This window comes from Acaryochloris sp. CCMEE 5410, assembly GCF_000238775.2.
Lineage (GTDB): Bacteria > Cyanobacteriota > Cyanobacteriia > Thermosynechococcales > Thermosynechococcaceae > Acaryochloris.
Genome location: NZ_AFEJ02000001.1, coordinates 1,258,832 through 1,279,131, shown reverse-complemented (window position 1 = coordinate 1,279,131; position 20,300 = coordinate 1,258,832). Strand labels below are relative to the sequence as shown.

Below are 20,300 nucleotides of genomic sequence, written 5' to 3'. Positions count from 1 at the left end.
GTATAACCGCTCAACGCGAAAAGGCGATTAGCTGACTAGAGCCATATCACGAATCAAAGTTAGACGGCTCTGAATATAAGCTTTAACCGTTTCTAATTCATCATCCGTTAGCTCTTGTCGTTCTGCCAATCGCTGGCTGAGCGAATCAACCAGAGCATGATCACTGGCTCCTAGAAGCTGATGGTGGGGAATCGTATCAACCAACTTCCAGACTTGATTTAGAAGAACTGGGGGCATTGCTCTTAATCTTGGGGTGTTAAAGAATGAATTGAAAACTGTTATGTACATTGATTAAAGGCTGGTGTTCTCTTCTGCAATGAAGCTATCACCCCATCACGGGATACTAGCCAACCCTCTTTATCCAGCCTAATGGGTTTGCGATCGCACTCAAGCAGTTGTCATATTTATTCCCAAACACAACAGCCATATTTAATATTTCTAGATAGGGGGACCCTCGTTAGCAAAATTAAACGATACCCAAAACTCTTGGTGTACATGCAGTTAAGCAAACTCAATTCAATCGATTCAGGAAGGAAGGGTTAACGTCCTCTTCTCATAAATGCAACACAAGTTGTCAAGATAGATAACGCCCAAACAAGCTTCCCCCCATACCTCTATGCCAACGAAATTTCATCCCATGGGGAAGCCATCCCCTTATCAACTCATTACACGGTCGACTCTACAGAGTTTGAACGGGGCAACATCTCGCCAAGGGCCACCTTTGTCATACAGCAAGAGCGCAATATTGGTTGGCTTCAGCCATCTCTCGAATCAGCAATAGATGGGAGTCGAGGTATTGCTCAAGGCTGGCGCGGTCTTCTTCTTTTAAACAGGACCGATGCTCGAACTGCTCTAGCAACCATGACACTAACCGAGTATCATCCCATCCAAGCAGGGAATAGGTCGGCAGTTCTTCAATCAATTGCCAAAGGTCATGGAGCAGGGAAGGAGACAACACAATAAAACACCGGATGATCTACGTCTGCATAAATTCGTTCATTGGATAATAGCTTAATTTTTTCTTTAGATTTATGCTGACCTGATCCTAACTCTGGCATTTAATGTCGACAGTATAAAGACATACATCTTTACAAGGTCATCAAAAGACTAATGGAGGAGCGGTGATGTCTTCTTTGGCAGAGCAATTTTATGTCTCTTTGATGGCTATTAGCCTTGTATGCAGGACTGTACTCATTGCATATCCAGAGAAATGGGCATCCTCTTGTATAAGCCTCAAGGTTTAACGCTCCAAGCTTCAAATAACGATTTATGCCATTTGTTGCCATTGCTCTAAATGTTGGTTTGCTACTGGCTTTCTTTGCCATTCACCAAGGGGTTGTTCGCCTAATAGCCAGGAGAGATGGTTTTAGGCCAATCAAGCATGATCTAAAACGTCTGGGGCCAGTACTTGCGGCTTACCGTTGGGGAAGTGTGCGGATTGGACCATCATCTCGCTGGGGCCGCACTGTGAATGTGACGCTGTTTAAAAACCATATCCACTTGAGGTTGATCAAGTTTTTTGGCGGTGGGGAAATCTTGATCCCGCTAGACTATGCCAGTTATTCCTTCTCCCATTGGATGCATGGTGAGGTTGTTGATATCACTGTCAATGGCAAAACCTATGCCTTTGGTCGAGATATAGCCAGAATTGCCAAACAATACTATTGCTGAGTTAGCTATTTAGCATTCCCATTCAGCTATCCACAGTAGCTCGAAAATATCATCAATTTTTTAGGTGAATAGGTCTCAAATGGTTGATTCGGAAGCATCCCCATCTCCAGCAATGTAGAAATAGGTCCAATAGTCTCGCCAATATTGAAGGACGACCAACCGTTGATTAGGGCGGTACAATTTTGAGGGTCTCTTTGCCTTTGAGTGACCCAGGTGATAGGTGTCCCATGTGTAAGTTTTAAGGTTTGCTTTTTGACTCTAGTTCGTCGCCTAAAGTTTTTTATGATAAGCCTTTGAGCTGTTTCGCCATTCATCGGATATGGCGCTGAATAAGAAGAACATCAGGCTCAACACCATATCGCCAATCCAATATGCAAGAGGTCTATTGAGTCGTGGAAAATGAGCTTGTCCTGCCTATCGTCTGATGGTGATGGCCTAAGCTCGTACAATTCCAGGCAAGACCTGGTATGTGCTTCCCGCAACATTAACGATCCAGGCTTTAGGGCTGAGTGCTGAGATGAATTTTCAATTTACCCGAATGCTTAGTCATGCTGTGATTGGGGGCATACTCTAAAGGTCCGCTTTTTTGTCCCTATTGATGGTACTAATAGAGCCAAATTCTCTTTAAAAAGCGGGTGAGATAGTGGCTGCTTTTTTGCCTATCCCAGTTTTCAGTTTGTTGGATTGTTTCTGCTGACGAAATCCTTATCAACCCATGCAATACCCATTAACCCTTAAATTCAAGCTTTGGGCCCTCGCCCCTCAGATTTTTGTGACAGATAGTACCGGCAGTCTAGTACTTTATGTCAAACAGAAACTGTTTAAGCTCAAAGAGCAGATTACTGTCTGTGCTGATGAGGCTCAAACCCAACAGCTCTATAGTATTAGTGCTGATCGCATTATCGACTTTTCGGCTCGGTATCATTTTCGCGATCGCTCGGGCCAAGAACTGGGCTCCGTCAAGCGCAAAGGCATGAAATCTCTCTGGAAAGCCCATTACGATATTGCTGCAGGACAGTCGGAAGCCCCTGTTATGTCGATTCATGAGGAGAACCCTTGGGTGAAAATCATGGATGCCCTATTTGCGGAAATTCCGATTTTGGGTATGTTTACGGGCTATCTTTTTAATCCCACTTATTTGGTGACCCGCTCTGATGGCACCGTAGTCATGCGCTTTAGTAAAGTCCCCGCTTTCTTGTCTCGAATTTTTACGATCAAGCAGGTGGATCAGATGACGGAAGATGAGCAGCAAATGGCCGTCTTAAGCTTGCTAATGATGATTTTGCTTGAGCGGCATCGGGGCTAAACTTCTAATGAAAATCGGCTTCCCACACCCCGATATAGATCCGATCTTTATCATTGCGCTGAATAATTCCCTTTAGCCCATTAACTTGAAACTCGTATTCCTGGACCTGTCTTTGGTAGATCAAAGTTAGTTGCTCCATCACTTCTGATGGGGGACGGTCTTTGAGCATGCCTTGTAAGGCCAATCGGAGAGTGTTGAGTCCGGCTGATTGGGCAAAGGCGGCTTCCGTTTGTCGTAATCGTTGGGTATCTGCATCCAATATGAAACCAAAGTCCGTTTGATAAGGCTGGAGGTTTTTGTACAACAGTCCATAACTATTCGGCCAGTAACCTGGACTTTTCAAAGTTGGAGGACCTAAGGCAGTCTGGATATCTGAATCAGTTACCCCGACGCTAAAAACCGGTACGCGGCTATTCTCAGCAACCAACACAACGCTACCAGCCGCATTTTGGGGTGTTGTGTTGGTTGGAGCCGAGGTTGCTTTAGGCGAGGCAGATGGTTGCTCCTCAGTCTGGGCTGAGGGTGCAGGAGATTGAGGGGATGTGGAGGGTTGGCTAACTGGGATCTGTACGTCTTGTTCTGGCGATGGAGCTAGCTCAGTTTGGGGTTGGCGATACCTGGAAAGTACCCAGATAGCGCTACTGATGCCTAATCCACCGAGGAGAAGGATACCGATGAGTTTCCAAGATCGACTGGTTGATCCTGCAGAGTGTTGAACGACTGAAGGAGCTTCAGAACGCAGAGGTTCCTCTTCAGGGATTGTTGAGACAGAATTCTCGTTGTCTAGGGGATTAAGGATGTGGGAGATCTGTTGCTCTAGCCAAGTCTGGTTAAATACCAATCGATAGATTTGGTTGGCCACTTTAATGTGTTGGCCGTCCTGGGTGAGTAACCCTAAACGTAACAATTCGGTTTCTTCTTCTGCTTGGGTCGATTGGGCTTGTAACTGATGCCAAACGACTTGATAGTAGGTCAATAGGTCAATGGAATCACAGTTGGGATTCTGGAGAATTTGTTCTTCGAGGCTGCTGAGATGTTTGGTGGCAAATCCAGATCGCCAATTATGAATAATTTGATTTTGGACAAGCTGTTCTACAACAGCGGATTCCTCACCAGCCTCAACAAAGGAACCGGTGCGGACGAGGTGGGCGACTTTTTGGTTGAGGACAGAGTGATTGTTGGTCCAGGTGAGGATGGCTTCTAACAATCGATAGGGATAGGCCCCTGCTTTACTGAGATTGAGAAATTGCAGTCTAATTTTGTCGTAGGGATGGAGTCTGTTGCGTTCTCTCTGAATCCACTCGGCGTTAAAAACAGACCGAAACAGGGGATGGGCAATGATAAGGCGGTTATTGCGAAGGGTGACCAGGCCCAGGTTAAGCAGTGCTGTTTGTTCTAGGTCTCCGGTGAAGGGAATGTCGTAATGGTTAAGAATTTGTTCGTAAATCTGGAGGAGGGAGTAGGGGTTGGCAAGTTCATTTTCTAATAGATACTCCCGCAAATGCTGCCAATACTCTGGGGTATCGAAGTTGATGGCCTGATCGCTTTCGGATTGTAGGGGTTGGGGGGTGTCCTGGTGATAGAGATGGGTTAGGAAGAAGTTAAGGGTTTTGAGTTTGATCCAACCATTGGCTATGGCTAAGACACCAAACTTAAGCTGGGTTAGGTTTTGTTGTTCTAGAAGGTAGTCAATGTGGGGGTCGGTAAGGAGGTGGGCTTGGCGGAGATATTGCCCGAGGGGTAGCGGATCAGGATCCTGATAGAGGGTGGGCCATTGTTCGGCGAAGAAGTGGGCTGTTGGTTTGTGGAGCCAGCCATGTTCGCAGAGGAGGTCGCCGAGACGATGTTGATTAATGGTTTGTTCTTGGAGGGCAAGATTGACTTGAGCGGCTGAGACTAATCCAGCTTGTTGGAGTAAGGTTCCAAGAGGCTGAGTGGGAAGAGCTGAAGGCATAGTGATGATCAGCGTAGGGGCTGTCTCAGGGTGCTTGATACTATGACTCTAGTCTATGGAATAAGTTCTAGCTATAAAATTATTTCAAAAGATTAAATTAGATGGCCAATTGAACACATTATTGGCAGAAGAGAACCTATTGGATTTGTTGGATGAGGAAGGTTAATAGCTTTGTAAAGAAACGATTGAATACGAGAGTGTACGGTCGTTCCTCTCATCGATGGCTGATTAGCAATTAACTAATGAAGTACAAACCTTTGCATCTAATCTGATTTTCTGTAAGACGGCAACTAGGCAGGGGCAGCGCAAGAAAAATAAAGCTGTAATATGCTATGGAACTCCATTCTGTTAAAAGGGTTTCCCCATGGCTACAGGATTCAGCAAGCCTCCTTCCTCACCAGCTTCCACTGACTCATCCTCGTCACTACTGCCAACCACGGATTGCGATCAGGCTTATCAACAACTGACCGAGTGTTTTGAGGAGTTGACTGATCCACGGGGAGGCCAAGGTGTCCAGCATCCGTTTGTCAGCATCGTCGTGATTGGACTATTGGCAAGTTTAGGTGGCGCACAGGGGTGGGAAGATATTGAAACCTATGGTCTGAGCCATCAGGATTGGTTGTCGAGTTTTCTGAGCCTACCGTCCGGAATACCGACAGCAGACACCTATCGACGGGTGTTTGAGCGTATTTGCCCCACCGCCTTTGAGCAGAGTTTCAATCACTGGTTGGATCAGGTCGTGACGACCCTCGGTGCTCAAGTGATCCCGATTGATGGCAAACAACTCAGGGGCTCCTATGACCGCAATCAAGACCAATCCGCCTTGCATCTGGTCAGTGCTTGGGCCAGTGAATATCGGTTATTTCTGGGACAAGTCAAAGTCGAGGACAAGAGCAATGAAATTACGGCGATCCCAGCCCTCTTAGAGCTGTTAGACATTGCCGGGTGCATTATCACCATTGATGCGATGGGGACTCAGCACGAGATTGCCTGTCGCATTCAGGCCAAAGGCGCAGACTATGTACTGGCCCTCAAAGAGAATCATCCCACGCTGTTTGAGCAGGTTGAGCAATGGTTTGAAACGGCGGAAGCGAATGAGTTTAAGGGCATTGAGTACAGCTATGATGTGCGGGTGGAAGCCGGACACCATCGTCGCGAGAAACGACAAGTTTGGGCGGTGTCCCTTCAACAAATGGGTCCTCTGTACAAGCAGGCGCAGTGGAAGGGCTTGCAAAGCATCGTCAAGGTCGCTCGGACCCGCCACTTGTGGAACAAAACCACCTATGAGGTGATGTTTTACATCAGTTCTCTACCGCCCATTGCTCAGCAGTTGGGCAAAGCCATCCGCCAGCATTGGTCGATTGAGAACCAACTCCACTGGGTCTTAGATGTGACCTTTGGCGAAGATGCCAGCCGTATCCGCACAGGACATGCGCCGGAAAACATGGCCATCCTGAAGCGCTGGAGCATCAACCTCCTGAATCAAGAAACGTCCTTTAAGAAAAGTACCCGTCAAAACTAAAACGGGCGAGCATGGATGAAGCGTATATGCTCAAAGTTCTAGGCGCTTCTATTCCTTTACAGTCTAGCCTTTCAGAGACATAATTTTCTTGCGCTTACCCTGGGCAACTAGGGAGTTGATCGTTCCCCCTAGAGAAACGGTTAATCAAAATTAGATCATTATTCTTTTGTCAATATTGCGTAATTCTTTCTATTGACTCTGAAGAAAGAGTAGCACTTCAAATAGGGGGTTAAAGCTGGGATAAGCTGGTGTTGGCTGTTTCAATGGTTTCTAGAATCAAGAAATAACTTGAAACAACTAACATCTGCCCTCACTTTACTAATCCAACCCCTGAAAGAAATGCTGATTAATTGTATAAACACTGAATTAAGGATGAAATATGGCTGACAGACCAGTAACTGAATTAACTGATGGCGAGAAGAAAGAACTCTCTGCCCTACTTGGTAAATTTTTTAAGGATAAATCGATATCAACAAAAGCATTAGTTGTTGATGTTTCAACTAAAGCAGATCCAGATGAGAAACTTTCTAGAACAACGAAAACAAGTTTGTTTTGTAGATGGGGGTGTTGGGCTTGCCAAAATCCACCCCCAAATCCTTTAGATCCTTGTTCTCCTTGGGGTTTGTGTTGGGACTGTAGATAGCTAAAGGCTTGTTGCCAAGGCTTACTCAGAACTGTCTAAGAAAAGTTCATATCTGTTTAAGCCCTAATAAACTATTATCTTGACGTAATGAATCTTGTTATTCATTGCGTCATTTTATTGGGGGAGTCTAGTACTCTGGCATGGTAAACAATATTTGTAAGCAATATTTCCAACTGAGCAGTACTCTACTTATCCTTAGCGGGGTTATTTTTACAACTAATATCAAAGAAACCAAGGCCGAAGCTATTCCAGATCGTTCCTTAGGCATAGAAGCTTCGATTGTTATACCTAATCAGAATATAAATGGCCGACCAGCAAACTTGATCCAAGGCGGTGCAGTTCGCAATGCTGCTACGGTTTTTCATAGCTTTGAAAAATTTAGTATATCTGAGAACCAATCCATATATTTTGACAATCCCTCAACGATCAAGACTATTGTCAGTAGAGTTACTGGTAATAGTCCATCTGATATCAATGGAACGTTAGGGCTGTGGAATAGTATAGCGAGAACTTTGGGTAATGCTGATCTGTTTTTCATCAACTCTCGTGGAATTTCATTTGGTCCCAAAGCAGCTATAGATCTCAACGGTTCATTCCTCGCTTCTACTGCAACATCAATAAATTTTGGAGATGACTATCAATTCAGTACAGTTAATCCTACTGCTCCTCCTTTATTGACAATCAATTTACCGACGGGGTTACAGATTTTTTCCCCTAAATCTACTATTTCTAGTCAAGCTACTTTCAATATCTTCCCCTTGCCAACCTTTGGATTAAATGTCATGCCTGGAAAGACGTTGGCATTGGTTGGTGGCGATATCCTTATTCAAGGAGGGAGTGTAGGAGCACCAGAAGGTCGCATTGAACTGGGTGGTGTGTTGAATGGAGAGGTGGGTTTACAACCTGACTTCAGAGGATGGAAGCTGGACTACTCTCAAATCCAAAACTATAGAGATATCTTTGTAGACACGCAATCAATAGTGGCTGCTAATGGAGTTGGAGGTGGCGAGGTTCGTTTGCAGGGTAGAAATATTGTTATTGACGATAATTCAAGGATTTTTGCGACGGTAAATTTTGGATCAGAACCAGGGAGCAGCATAGAAATTGATGCTGCCAAAATTTTAAAGATTAGCAATGGAAGCGGTATTTTTACCTCTACTTTGGCAGATGGTGATGCAGGAGATATTTTGATCAAGGCTGACAAAGTGTCTTTACAGAATGATGCAGCTATTGCTACAGATTCTACTTTAATTAATCTTGGTTTTTTTCAAATACGAGCTAATGGGAATAGCGGTAATATTTATATTAATGCACCAGAATCAGTTGAAATTATCAATAATAGTCAAATCTCAACAACAACGAATACTCCTGGTGACGCTGGTCTAATCACTATTAATACAGGCAGGCTGATTGCCAGTGAGTCTTCATTATTTCCTGCAATAAACTCTGTAGCAGATATTGGTAGTGAGGGCGATGCAGGTGATATTAACCTGTTTGCAACTCAGTTTATTCAAATAGACAATAGCTCTGTTTTTACTGTTACTGCTGGTCTTGGAGATGCTGGAGATATAACAATCAATACACCAGAGCTTCTTTTGGTAAATGGAGGCAGACTTGAGGCTTCAACATTCGGTTCGGGAAAGGGAGGGGACATTTCTGCTTTCGTCTCTGATCAGATTAATATTTCAGGAAATACTCCAAATGCAGACCAACCTAGTGGCATCTTCTCCATAGTTGAGGTGGGAGCATTTGGTTCAGGTGGTCAACTTCTCTTACATACAGGCCAATTAAGCATTGAAAAAGGTGGCCAAGTTTCAACCTCTACTGCGGGTCCAGGAGTTGCTGGCAAGATCGATATTAGGGCATTACAAGGTGTTAGCTTAGCTCATCCTGGAAGTGGGGTGTTTGCAAACACGACTGCTACCGGACAAGGGGGAACAATTTCATTTTTTACCCCAAATTTTCTGATTGAGAAGGGGGCTGTCGTCAATGCCAGTACTTCTGGAAATGGTCGAGGGGGTAGCATTTTTGCCCAAGCCAATCGTTTCACGGCTCGTCAAGGTGGCCAGCTTCTATCTACTGCATCTGGTCAGGGGCCAGCAGGAGACATCACTTTACAAGTGCGCGACAACATCACCTTAACTGGGTCCAATAGTGGTTTGTTTGCTAGTACTACACCAGATTCGACTGGGGCTGCGGGCAATATTGTTATCGATCCGATACAAGTGTTGATCGCTGATGGTGCAGTGGTATCAGCGAATAGCCTGGGAACGGGAGAAGGGGGAGATATTCAATTGCGGGCGCGCAATTTAACCCTAGACCAGGGACAGATTACGGCTGAAGCGGCAGTGGCCCCAGCAGGGGATATTCAGTTGAATATTGACAATTTTTTACTGTTACGAAATGGCAGTTTGATTTCGACGACTGCTGGAGGGGATGCTACGGGGGGCAATATCGATATCAATGCTCAACTCGTTACTGCTTTTCCATCAGAGAATAGTGATATTACAGCGAATGCTCTTAATGGTCCCGGTGGCAATATCACCATTACGACTCAAGGTGTTTTTGGCCTTGAGGTCCGAGACGCCCTTACGAATTCCAGTGATATTACGGCGTTTTCTCAAACTAACCCCCAACTCAACGGCATAGTTGAAATTATCACTCCTGAGGTGGACCCTAGCGAAAATCTGTCTGAACAACCCGAAACTGTTGAAAAACTGACTGAGATTGCTAGGGGGTGTAAAACCCAAACGGCTAGCAGTAGTTTTATTAGTAAGGGGCGAGGTGGTTTGCCCCAAAATCCAGCAACTGCCTTGAGTAGCGAGGCTATCTGGCAAGATCTACGTGTTCAGGAAATCCAGCCCACTGAGCAACCCGTCAGTCAAACTACGCCCAAATCAACATCACAGGCATCTGTTTCTGATCCATCCCAATGGGTGGAAGCTAAAACTTGGCAAAGGTTACCTAATGGGAAAGTGAAGCTTGTGGGCAATTCAATCAGTCAAAACATGGTGCATCCTGCACCCTCTTGCTAGTTTATGCTCTTTGCCAGTGAAAGGTTGTAGTGCTCTGTAAGGGAAAATCACAAGCCGCTGTGATCTGAATTACAAACTTATGTAAATCTCTGAATAATTATTCAAACTTATTCTGATGAGTAATTATGCATCTATGTAAATAGAATCCTTTCAGAATTCAGCTAACGATATGGTAGAGAACTAAAAAATCAAGTCGGATTGCGGTATTTATTGAGTCAATAGCACATCATGGAATCAATATTGCAACAGGTCTATTGTGGCAGCTTTTATCTTGATTGACACTAATTAGTTTTAATTTCTCTTTGCCAACTTATGTATTTAAATATAAAATAATATGCTGAAGCTGTCAGAAAGAATAATCGAGGAGCCAGAATTTCTTATAACAAAAAAATTAATTAAGGTTATTGAGAATCTTATTGGCTCTAAGATTCCTCTAAACGAAATTGATGAGATTAATTCTGGCGTTATTGATTTAGTTAGTGGAATAGTTGAAGCCACAAATATCGATAAAAACAATATTGTACAAGAAATATATATTCTCAATTCACCTGATAAGTTATACCGTCTAACTACAAATAAAGATGTTGCACTAAATGCAATAACTTATAGTGTTATTGATAATACTTACTTGTTGAATAGAACTCATGAGATATGGATTGAAAATTTTAGAGATTTTAATAGATTTTTCCTTGAGTCAGCTCTATGTCGTCAATATATATATTGTATATATAATCGGAAAATCGGAAAAATTAAGTACTTAAAATTATTATGTAAGCATCCTTCCAAGAGGAATAGATATAATTCACTAGAACATAGAAGAAAATCGCAAAATAAGTCTCAACATATACCGCTATCTATAGATATTCGATTTTTAGGGCGATTTTCTGAAAATCAAAAAGCAGCATTTCAATCTGCCGCATTGAGATGGAGTGAAATTATTAAAGGTGATTTATCTACAGAGCGTTTAGATGGTGAAGATATAAATGGAATTGTAATTTATGCAGTAGGATCCATCCTAGATGGCAAAGGAAAACAGCTCGCTCAATCAGTTCCATTACGCTTACGAAGAAATTCATTATTACCATTAACTGGTTTGATGGAATTTGATTTACATGATTTGGAAATATATGAGCAGAGTGGGCATCTTATAAATCTTATAATCCATGAGATTGGTCATGTATTAGGCTTCGGTAGTCTTTGGTCACTGAAGCATCTAATTCAAGGTGCTGGTACAGCTTATCCAATATATACAGGGGGCAATGCAATGAGAGAGTATGCTAGTTTACTTAACCTCAATCATGACATCCCAGTACCAGTTGAAAATGAAGGAGGTATTGGTATTCAAGATGGCCACTGGAAGGATTCTGTATTTGGGAATGAAATCATGTCGGGCTTTATTAGTGACTATCCAAATCCTATAAGCCGAGTTACCATAGCTGCATTTGAAGATTTAGGCTACTCAGTTAACTATGCCCTAGCTGATCCATTCACTTTGCCTAATCTAGATAATCAAGAAAAAGTTAATTCCAATAGATTGCATTATAATCTATGTCGCTGTAAGAAATGTCGGATTAAATTATGATTTTTACAGCCATTAGTTTTATGAAATTTCTTTTTTTACTAGCATGTCTTTGTTGATTAGTTAAGGATATTTGAATGATGACAGAAATTACAATTACTTCAAAGTTTATTGAGCTAGCTAAACTCTTTGAAGGTAGAAAGATTCAGGTGCAGTTAGTTGAAGATATCAATAGAGGAATCAAAAATCTACTATTAGGATATGTTGTTGAGTTGAACTATTCTCAAGATCAGGATTCCCTTGAACAAGTTAAAATAGCAACAGATAGTGGTGAATTCTTTACTTTGACTATCGAGGAATCTGTATCTTTATTGCGAAGGAAATTTATTTTTTTAGATGGTTCTGAACCACCAGAAAAATGTGAATTCAATATCTTCGATATACTTAATGTTGCTGATCTAATTAACACTCCTAGAGAAGAATGGACCAAAAATCTAGATGATTTTAAAGATACGTTTAAGATGGCTTCTCAATTCAGACAGCAAATAGCATGTATTTATGATCGAATTACAGGTGATATAACCCTTGTTAGGGTCATATCTAAAGACAAGATTCCTGGGTCAAATACTAACGTTATCTTTCATGGTGATGGGCGACCACCAAATTGGTGATTACTATTATCCAATAATTTTAGATTGAGAGTCCCTATAATAATTTCAGTTTAAAAATTATTATAGGGATCCGCTTCAAGGTGTGAGCTTTAAAAAAGCTAAATTTTTTCCAAAAAACTAATTTAAACTTGAAGTAATTTTCCCATGATTTATGGTTAGATATCTTAAAGAATCATCATTTTTTAGGAAGGGTTGAGAAGTTTAAAATCGCTAGTCATTGTGAATTATTTCTGGAGATTCTAAAGTAGTCATATCTAATAATTCTTGTAGTGAACAATATTTTCTTCAAAGAAAATTTATGTGATTTATATCATAATACTTAATTTCTTTTGATCTTTCTTATGGCTTGTTAGTGCTTTTTAAGCATAGATAAATATCTATGCTTGCTTAATATAGCTTTAATTCTACTTGAAATATTCAGAGCTGGACTCAACAGTAATTTTTATTAGCTTTAATTTTTTCATTATTTGCATGTTTAATAGTCTGCTTGCTTAGATAAAGGATGTTCTTATGAGAATTACGAAAAAAGCATCTAAGTCATTAAGTACTTTTATAGAAATAACTTTTCTTGTACTTACTTTATGCTCTAAAGCTTATTGTCAACAACTTATAGTTGATGGGACAACCCAAACTACCCTTGAGAACTGTAATGGAAGCTGTATTGTTGGTGGAGGTCTGAGACAAGGCATTAACTTGTTTCATAGCTTCAGAGAGTTTAATGTCAATTCTGGAGCTGTCGTTACATTTATAGATCCGGGAGTTAAAAATATAATTAATCGAATTACTGGTAATAAGCAGTCAAGAATATTTGGTGAAATTGGCGTAAACAAGGTAAATTCTTCCTTAAGTGGAGACTCGAATTTATTCCTAATTAATCCGAATGGATTTATATTTGGACCTAACTCAAGCTTAGATATTGGTGGCTCGTTGGTAGTAACAACTGCTGATTTGGTTGAGTTTAAAAATGGAGAGAATCTAAAGACTACTCCCACTGAAATTCCAATTTTGACAGTAGATCCAACAGCTCTAGCTTTTGAATCTCCAACAGGGAGGATAACCAACCTCTCTCAAACAACAGTAAATAAATCATCAAATATTGCATCATCAGGCTTACAAGTTCCTACAGGAAAAAATATACTATTAGTTGGTGGTGATATTAAATTAGACAAGAGTGGTCTAAATGCTTTTGGAGGAAGAATAGAACTTGGCGGCTTATCTGAAAAGGGAGTTGTTAGTTTAGACTTTAGTAAAGGAAATCCTTCACTTATCTTTCCTGAGCAAACAAAACGCTCAAATATATATATAAATAATTCAGTTATTGATGTTTCATTAGATAAAAATGGAGATATATCTTTGCATGGGAATAATATTAATATTTTTAATAATAGTGTTCTTCGTGCTGGAATTGAAAGCGGTTTAGGAATGCCTGGCAATCAAGCTGGTGATATTCAATTAAGTGCACTAGAAGGAATTGATGTGCGTGAAAGTGAAATATTTAATCGTATATGGGAAAAGGGTATTGGCAATTCAGGAAATATTATCATAAATACAAAATCTCTTAGTTTATTGGGTAGTAAATCTAAACGAACTAGAATAGATTCAAGTAATTTATTTGGAAATGGTCAAACAGGAAATATTTCTATTTTTGCATCTGATAAAATCTTACTTAATCAAAATAGTTTTATATTTAATAATTTAGTTTTTGCTAATGGCAAATCTGGATTAATAGATATTCAAACCGGTGAACTGTACTTAAATAATTTTGATGGAATTGAAGAAACTAGCGGAATTGAGACTAATAATATTGGTTCAACTGGTATTACTGGTGGCATCCGAATTAATGCGATAAAAAAAATTGATCTTCAAAGTAATTCTTTAGTAGGTAGTCAAATAGCTGCAGGTGGTTCAGGTGAACTTGGGAATATTGAGATAGTCTCACCATATATATTTTTGTCGGAGGGAGCCCAAATCAATACTCAACTTTTTGAAGGTACAGGTATAGGAGGTGACATCAAATTAGTAGCACCTTCAGCAGTATTTATTTCAGGCTTTGGTACTGACGGTTTCTCAAGTGGTTTAGTATCATCAACTCAAGAGAATACAAAAGGTTCTGCAGGTAATATTACTGTCAATACGGGCATCTTTCAGGTTGGTGATGGTGGTCTAGTAAGTGCTCGTTCTTTTAGTGCTGCATCAGCAGGGGAAATCAATATAAATACTTTGAGTTTTCGAGCATTAAATGGTGGTCAAATTCTAAATAATGCTTTTAGTGAAGGTGATGCGGGAAATATAAAAATATTTTCAAGGGATAGTATAGTGCTCATGGGAAGTGACCCAAACTTTTCTAAGCGCCTTCGGCTGAGAGCTAAAAATAATCCTAATGATATTCCTTTCTTAAATTTAATTGGAGCTAATAGTGGCCTTTTTGCTGGATCTAGTGGTAGTGGAAAAGGTGGAAGTATTAATTTAAAGGCGAAAAATATCGAACTATCTAATGGAGCAGTGATTGATGTTCGTACAACCTCCAATGGAGTAGGAGGAGTAATTTTAATTAAATCAAATACTTTAAGTGCCAGAAATGGAGGTAAAATTTTATCAACAACTGGTGGTAGTAAAGCATCTGGTGACATTACCATCGAAGTTGTTGATTCTATTGAACTTGATGGAAGAAATACAGGTATTTTTGCTAATACCTTATCAACATCCACAGGTTCTGGAGGTAGTGTGAGTATCGATCCAAGAATAGTCTCAGTACTGAATGGTGCTGAGATTTCTGTTAGTAGTGAAGGCTCTGGTTCAGCTGGAAATATTTTTCTTCAATCGGGTAACTTGACGCTTGATCAAGGTAATATTTCTGCTACATCAACTAGTGATAAAGGTGGCAATATTGTTCTGGACATTGATAATTTGTTACTCCTAAAAAATAATAGTAGTATCTCCGCTTCTGCCGGTAAATTAAAAGCTGGTGGTAATGGGGGGAATATTACTATAGATACCGATCTATTAGTTGCTCGTCAGAATAGTGATATCACTGCTACTGCTTTCACAGGAGATGGCGGAAATATTAGTATCAGAACTCTTGGTGAATACCGATCACTTGATAGTGACATTACCGCAAGTTCAGAATTTGGTATTGACGGTGAAGTCGAAATTAGTAATCCAGAAGTAGATCCAAGTGAGAATCTGTCAGAACAACCTGAAACAGTAGAATCCCCGCAAGAAATTGTAAAAGGCTGTCGAGCTGGGCAATCCCTCGGTAGTAGCACTTTTACCCATGTGGGTCGAGGTGGTTTACCCCTCAGTCCACACCAAACTCAAACCCCCACCACCGTCTGGCAAGACCTACGTTCCCACAACCTTCAACCCACCTCCATCAGCACCACAGATCCTTCGCCCAGATCCCTCATCCCCACCCCACCCCCCAGCATCACCGAAGCCCAAGGCTGGACCAAAGACTCTCAAGGCCGTATTTACCTAACCGCCAACGTTCCCCAACCAACCCAGAGTCCCCAACCCATCGCAACTTGCTAGACACCCCAGATTGACCGAAAATAAATGTCTACATCGAGAAACTGGGCATTTTTCATTCGTTTGTGAGCATGGGCAAAAAGATCTGGAAAAGCATCACACCATCAACATCCGAGAGGAAGGGAACATTAATGGTTCGAAGAAAGACTCGAAGACTGCTACCCCTTAGCCGTAGACGATTACGCTTATTTGGAGTAGCCCTTTGCAGTGCCTGCCTAGTCCTAGGCCTAAGTCTTGGACAACGTCCCGCCCACTCAACCCTCCCGCCCGCAAACCAACTTACTATCAACGCTCCCACAGCCCCTCGCCAGCGCCTTGCCAACAACCCCGCCCAACTAGTGGAACAAGGGAAAGCCTTTTACCAAGGAGGACAGTATGCTGCAGCCGCAGATGCCTGGTCTCAAGCTGCCCAAAGTTATAAAGACCAGCCCCTTAATCAAGCCATCGTCCTCAATCAGCTGAGCCTTGCCCAGCAAGAACTCGGCCAATGGCTGAAAGCCCAAGATAGTATTCGCCAAAGTCTAGAGATTGTTGGCGATCCACCAGCCCCTCAGAATCTGTCCATCTATGCTCAAGCACTAAATACCCAAGGCAGTTTAAATCTGTTCCAAGGCGACCCCAAAAGCGCCTTGGATACCTGGGGTAAAACAGCAGAAATTTATGCTCAACTTGGGGATGAAATTGGTCGTATTGGTAGCCTGATTAACCAGGCCCAGGCCCAGCAGGTTATGGGACTCTACCTTCAGTCTCGTAAGAATCTGGAAAAAGTCACCGCTGAATTGGATCAACAGACTGATCCAGCAATTCGGGCCACTGGCTACCGCAGTTTAGGGAATGTTTTACGCTTAGTTGGTGATCTAGAAGAAGCCGAGAAATCTTTACTCCTGAGCTTACAGAACGCCGAAGCAACCGATGCGCCTCAAGAAGTGGGCATGACCCAACTCAGTTTAGGAAATACCGCTCGCGCCCAGAAATCCTATGACCTTGCCATTGACTATTACCAAAAAGCAGCCCAGTCTCCCATTCCATCGACTCAACAACAGGCTCGACTCAATCTACTCAGCGTTTTAATTGAGAAAAAGGATTGGTCTCAGGCTCAGCAACTCTGGCCACAGATTGAAACGGAATTGAGTGGACAACCCCCCAGTCGTCGCAATATTTATAGCAAGGTGAACCTTGTTAAAAGTCTGGTCAACCTCAATCAAGACTCCCCCAGCCAGACACCGACTATTCCTGATATTGCTGAAATTACGGCAAAGGCAGTTCAGCAATCCTATGACATTGATGATCCGCGGGCACAAGCCTATGCGTTAGGTAATTTGGGGCATCTCTACGAACTAGATGAACAGTGGTCAGAAGCCCGCAAGCTAACCGAGCAAGCTTTATTTATTGCCCAGGCGAACAATGCCAGCGAGATCAGCTATCAGTGGCAATGGCAATTAGGGCGAATTATGGATGCCCAAATGGAAATTGACCAAGCCACCTCAGCGTATCAAGGGGCTTATCAGACCTTAGAATATCTCCGCAAAGACCTAGTTGCTACTAATCCAGAAGCCCAATTCTCCTTCCGTGAAAGTGTTGAGCCTGTCTATCGGGAACTAGTGGATCTACTCCTCCGAGACAAGGACCCGAGTCAGGACAACATCAAACAGGCTCGTGCGGTGATGGAGTCCCTGCAATTAACAGAATTAGACAACTTCTTTCGGTCTGCCTGTTTGGATGGTCAAATTATCAGTATTGAAGATATTGACCAACAGTCAGCAGCCGTGGTTTACCCGATTCTGCTCAAGGATCGCATTGAGCTGATTACCAGTTTGCCTCAGCAGGAAGACTTGCAGCATCAATCAATACCCATTCCCCAAGCTGAGGTAGAAAAGACCATCCAGCTATTCCGTGAGGAAATCGAAAAACCCTACACCTTTATTGAAAGCAAGGAGTTAGGCCAAGTTGTCTATAACTGGCTGATTCAACCCCTTCAAGCCGGAATAGAGGAAAGCCAAGCCGATACTTTAGTGTTTGTGCTGGATGGGGCCCTCCGTAACCTTCCCCTTGCTGCCTTATACGATGGCGAGAATTATTTAATCGAGAAATATGCCCTTGCCTTGGCTCCAGGTATGCAGTTGATCAATACTGAACCTCTGCAAGGGCGAGAAATCCAGGTGATTGCAGCGGGGATAAGTGATGAACGATTTCCTTATCCAGCCCTGAAGTTTGTCAAAACAGAATTAGACAAGATTAGCCGATTGGTTACTAGTGAAGTGCTGCTGAACCGTGATTTTACCAGTACTGCACTGCGAGAACAGATTCAGTCCTTGCCCTATCCCATTGTGCATCTTGCCACCCATGGTAAATTTAGCTCAGAAGCAGAGAAACCCTTTTTGCTGGCGTGGGACAAAGAAATCAATGTCAATCAGCTTAATGAGCTACTACGTAGCAGTGAACAAGTCCGACCAGAACCGATTGAACTCCTGGTTCTCAGTGCCTGTGAAACGGCAGCAGGCGATGACCGAGCTGCTTTAGGTCTTGCGGGGGTTTCTGTTCAGGCTGGAGCCCGGAGCACCCTGGCATCCCTTTGGAGCCTAGATGATCAATCCACAGCCTCGATTATTGGAGAATTTTACGATCAGCTTGTCAAAGCTGATACATCGAAGGCAAAAGCGCTGCAAAAAGCTCAGGTCGCTATGATCCAGGATCCTGACTTCCGTCATCCAGCCCACTGGTCAGCATTTGTGCTGGTGGGGAACTGGCTGTAGTTTAGCCTTCATAAATAAAAATGCCAGGAGCCAGAATTGAACTGGCGACACGAGGATTTTCAGTCCTCTGCTCTACCGACTGAGCTATCCCGGCGCGGTTAGTAACTTTTGACCTTTGTCATCGTAGCGAACTTGTTACCACTTGGCAACCACAAACTTCTCTTAACTTTGAATTCGGTCCAGTCAGTTCCCAGTATGGGTTGCCCCTGACCTTTCATTTGACTGGCCTCATTAGCACCAAAACACCCCCATAGGAGAGATTCAGTACCTCTTATGGGGGATAGCGAAGGAATGCCCGCAATAAGGTTATTGGGAAGAGGATGATTGCAGATTGCCGTTACTATTGGCCAGGATTTTCTCGTTGAGCACAGACAGGGCCTTGGCATATTGAGGATCGGCTAGGGTGCCAATTTTGTCTCGATCCTGAGAGAGGGCTTCCCGCTGATCATCCGTGAGTTTAACCTCGATATCCGGTTCAATCCCTTTCTTGTTGATATCTCGACCATTAGGGGTAAAGTATTTGGCAACGGTCACCGCTAGACCTGAACCATCTTCTAGAGGATGTACGGATTGCACCAACCCTTTCCCAAAGGTCTTCGTGCCAATCAGAACGGCACGTTTGTTGTCCTGCAGGGCACCCGCTAAAATTTCGCTGGCGCTGGCTGATCCACCATCTACGAGAATGACGAGGGGTTTATCGGTGAGAGTGTTTTTACCAGAGGTAAGCTTGTCTTCACCACCTTTCCGGTCAACAGTGGAAACAATGGTACCTTTCCCCATCCACATGCGGGCGATTTCTGCACTGGAGTAGAGCAGCCCCCCTGGATTAGAACGTAGGTCAAGGATAAAGCCTGCCACCTTTTGTTTCTTCAACTCTTGAATCGCTTCCCGCATTTCCGAGGAGGCGTTGTTGCTGAACTGATTGAGGCGAATATAGCCCACATTACCAGCTGAGTTCTTTTTGTTAGAAAAGCGAACGGGGTGTATTTCAATCCGGGCTCGCTTAATCTTGAAACTGAGCTGCTCTTTATCCCGCAGAACGGTGAGGGTAACGTCGCTGTTGACAGGACCTCGAATTAAACTGACAACACCATTAATATCCATGCCTTTGGTGCTTTTGTTGTCAACTTTGATGATGACATCCTTAGATAAAAGTCCAGCGTCAGCGGCTGGACTCCCTTCAATGGGTGAAATAACGGTGATCTCTTTGGTCTCTTCGTCCTGAGTGATTTGAATTCCGACCCCCGTTAGCTCACCGGAGGTATCAATTTGCATACTCTTAAATTGCTCTGGATCCATGAAGCGAGTGTAAGGATCTTCCAGCTTGTCTAGCATTTCCCGGACGGCTTTATAGGCTTCGTCTCGAGAGGTGTAGTTGCGGTTTAAATACTGATTGCGAATATCACGCCAGTCATTGCCATTAAAAGTGGCGTCAACATAGTCATGATTGATGACTTGCCAAACCTCGTCCACCACTTCTTTCGGACTTTCTTTGAACACTGCCCAGCTGGACTGCCAAAGGTTTGCACCAATGACTACAACGCCAGCTCCAACAAGGGCTGTTGTTCCTAATACTAATCCGTCTTTTGAATTCGCCATAAGCCTAACCCAATTGGTTTCGTGAGGCACTATCCCTCTTTTTAATACAACAAAGAGACAGTGAGGTACGCCCACTCTAGCACAAGCATCTAGAAGGCT

General features: G+C 42.8%; 12 protein-coding genes, 1 tRNA gene and 1 pseudogene. 9 read left to right on the top strand and 5 right to left on the bottom strand.

Going from position 1 to position 20,300, the window contains the following annotated elements; genetic code table 11:
• Nucleotides 1-27: 27 nt before the first annotated feature.
• Together ON05_RS05615 and ON05_RS05610 are read right to left on the bottom strand one after the other, a co-directional pair.
• On the bottom strand, nucleotides 28-237 hold the full coding sequence (locus ON05_RS05615; RefSeq protein WP_010471183.1) for a hypothetical protein: 210 nt from the start codon (nucleotides 235-237) through the stop codon (nucleotides 28-30).
• A gap of 487 nt (nucleotides 238-724) precedes the next feature.
• The gene (locus tag ON05_RS05610) at nucleotides 725-958 is read right to left on the bottom strand and encodes a hypothetical protein (RefSeq protein ID WP_010471184.1); all 234 of its coding nucleotides are present in this window, start codon (nucleotides 956-958) and stop codon (nucleotides 725-727) included.
• A gap of 311 nt (nucleotides 959-1,269) precedes the next feature.
• Here ON05_RS05610 and ON05_RS05605 point away from each other — a divergent pair, with 311 nt between their 5' ends.
• Together ON05_RS05605 and ON05_RS05600 are read left to right on the top strand one after the other, a co-directional pair.
• Entirely contained in the window at nucleotides 1,270-1,671 is a 402-nt protein-coding gene (locus ON05_RS05605; protein ID WP_010471185.1) for a hypothetical protein, read from the top strand.
• A gap of 715 nt (nucleotides 1,672-2,386) precedes the next feature.
• A complete protein-coding gene (locus ON05_RS05600) occupies nucleotides 2,387-2,977 on the top strand; it encodes a hypothetical protein (RefSeq protein ID WP_010471186.1) in 591 nt (196 codons plus the stop codon).
• Between the two features lie 4 nt (nucleotides 2,978-2,981).
• Here ON05_RS05600 and ON05_RS05595 read toward each other — a convergent pair whose 3' ends face one another.
• Nucleotides 2,982-4,931 (bottom strand): SPOR domain-containing protein, encoded by a 1,950-nt coding sequence (locus ON05_RS05595; protein WP_010471187.1) that lies wholly within the window; start codon nucleotides 4,929-4,931, stop codon nucleotides 2,982-2,984.
• A 364-nt stretch (nucleotides 4,932-5,295) separates the two neighbouring features.
• On the opposite strand from ON05_RS05595, the pseudogene ON05_RS05590 reads away from it, so the two are divergent.
• From ON05_RS05590 to ON05_RS05560, 7 genes and pseudogenes are all read left to right on the top strand, one after another.
• Nucleotides 5,296-6,536 (top strand): annotated as a pseudogene (locus ON05_RS05590) (ISAs1 family transposase).
• A gap of 296 nt (nucleotides 6,537-6,832) precedes the next feature.
• A complete protein-coding gene (locus tag ON05_RS05585; protein ID WP_139025590.1) occupies nucleotides 6,833-7,096 on the top strand; it encodes a hypothetical protein in 264 nt (87 codons plus the stop codon).
• 140 nt (nucleotides 7,097-7,236) lie between these two features.
• Nucleotides 7,237-10,131: an S-layer family protein gene (locus tag ON05_RS05580; protein WP_010468834.1), complete on the top strand. Its 2,895-nt coding sequence runs from the start codon at nucleotides 7,237-7,239 to the stop codon at nucleotides 10,129-10,131.
• Nucleotides 10,132-10,465: 334 nt separating this feature from the next.
• Complete coding sequence (locus tag ON05_RS05575; protein WP_010468835.1) at nucleotides 10,466-11,713, top strand: leishmanolysin-related zinc metalloendopeptidase; 1,248 nt, start codon at nucleotides 10,466-10,468, stop codon at nucleotides 11,711-11,713.
• A 74-nt stretch (nucleotides 11,714-11,787) separates the two neighbouring features.
• Nucleotides 11,788-12,321, top strand: coding sequence for a hypothetical protein (locus ON05_RS05570; RefSeq protein WP_010468836.1), 534 nt, complete (start codon nucleotides 11,788-11,790; stop codon nucleotides 12,319-12,321).
• Nucleotides 12,322-12,831: 510 nt separating this feature from the next.
• Nucleotides 12,832-15,852, top strand: a complete 3,021-nt coding sequence (locus ON05_RS05565; protein ID WP_071826330.1) for a filamentous hemagglutinin N-terminal domain-containing protein — start codon at nucleotides 12,832-12,834, stop codon at nucleotides 15,850-15,852.
• A 128-nt stretch (nucleotides 15,853-15,980) separates the two neighbouring features.
• Nucleotides 15,981-18,602: a CHAT domain-containing protein gene (locus ON05_RS05560; protein ID WP_262561248.1), complete on the top strand. Its 2,622-nt coding sequence runs from the start codon at nucleotides 15,981-15,983 to the stop codon at nucleotides 18,600-18,602.
• Between the two features lie 21 nt (nucleotides 18,603-18,623).
• On the opposite strand, the gene ON05_RS05555 is transcribed toward ON05_RS05560, so the two are convergent.
• Both ON05_RS05555 and ctpC read right to left on the bottom strand, forming a co-directional pair.
• A tRNA-Phe gene (locus ON05_RS05555) sits at nucleotides 18,624-18,696 on the bottom strand.
• Between the two features lie 212 nt (nucleotides 18,697-18,908).
• Nucleotides 18,909-20,201: a carboxyl-terminal processing protease CtpC gene (gene ctpC, locus ON05_RS05550; protein WP_010468839.1), complete on the bottom strand. Its 1,293-nt coding sequence runs from the start codon at nucleotides 20,199-20,201 to the stop codon at nucleotides 18,909-18,911.
• Nucleotides 20,202-20,300: the final 99 nt, after the last annotated feature.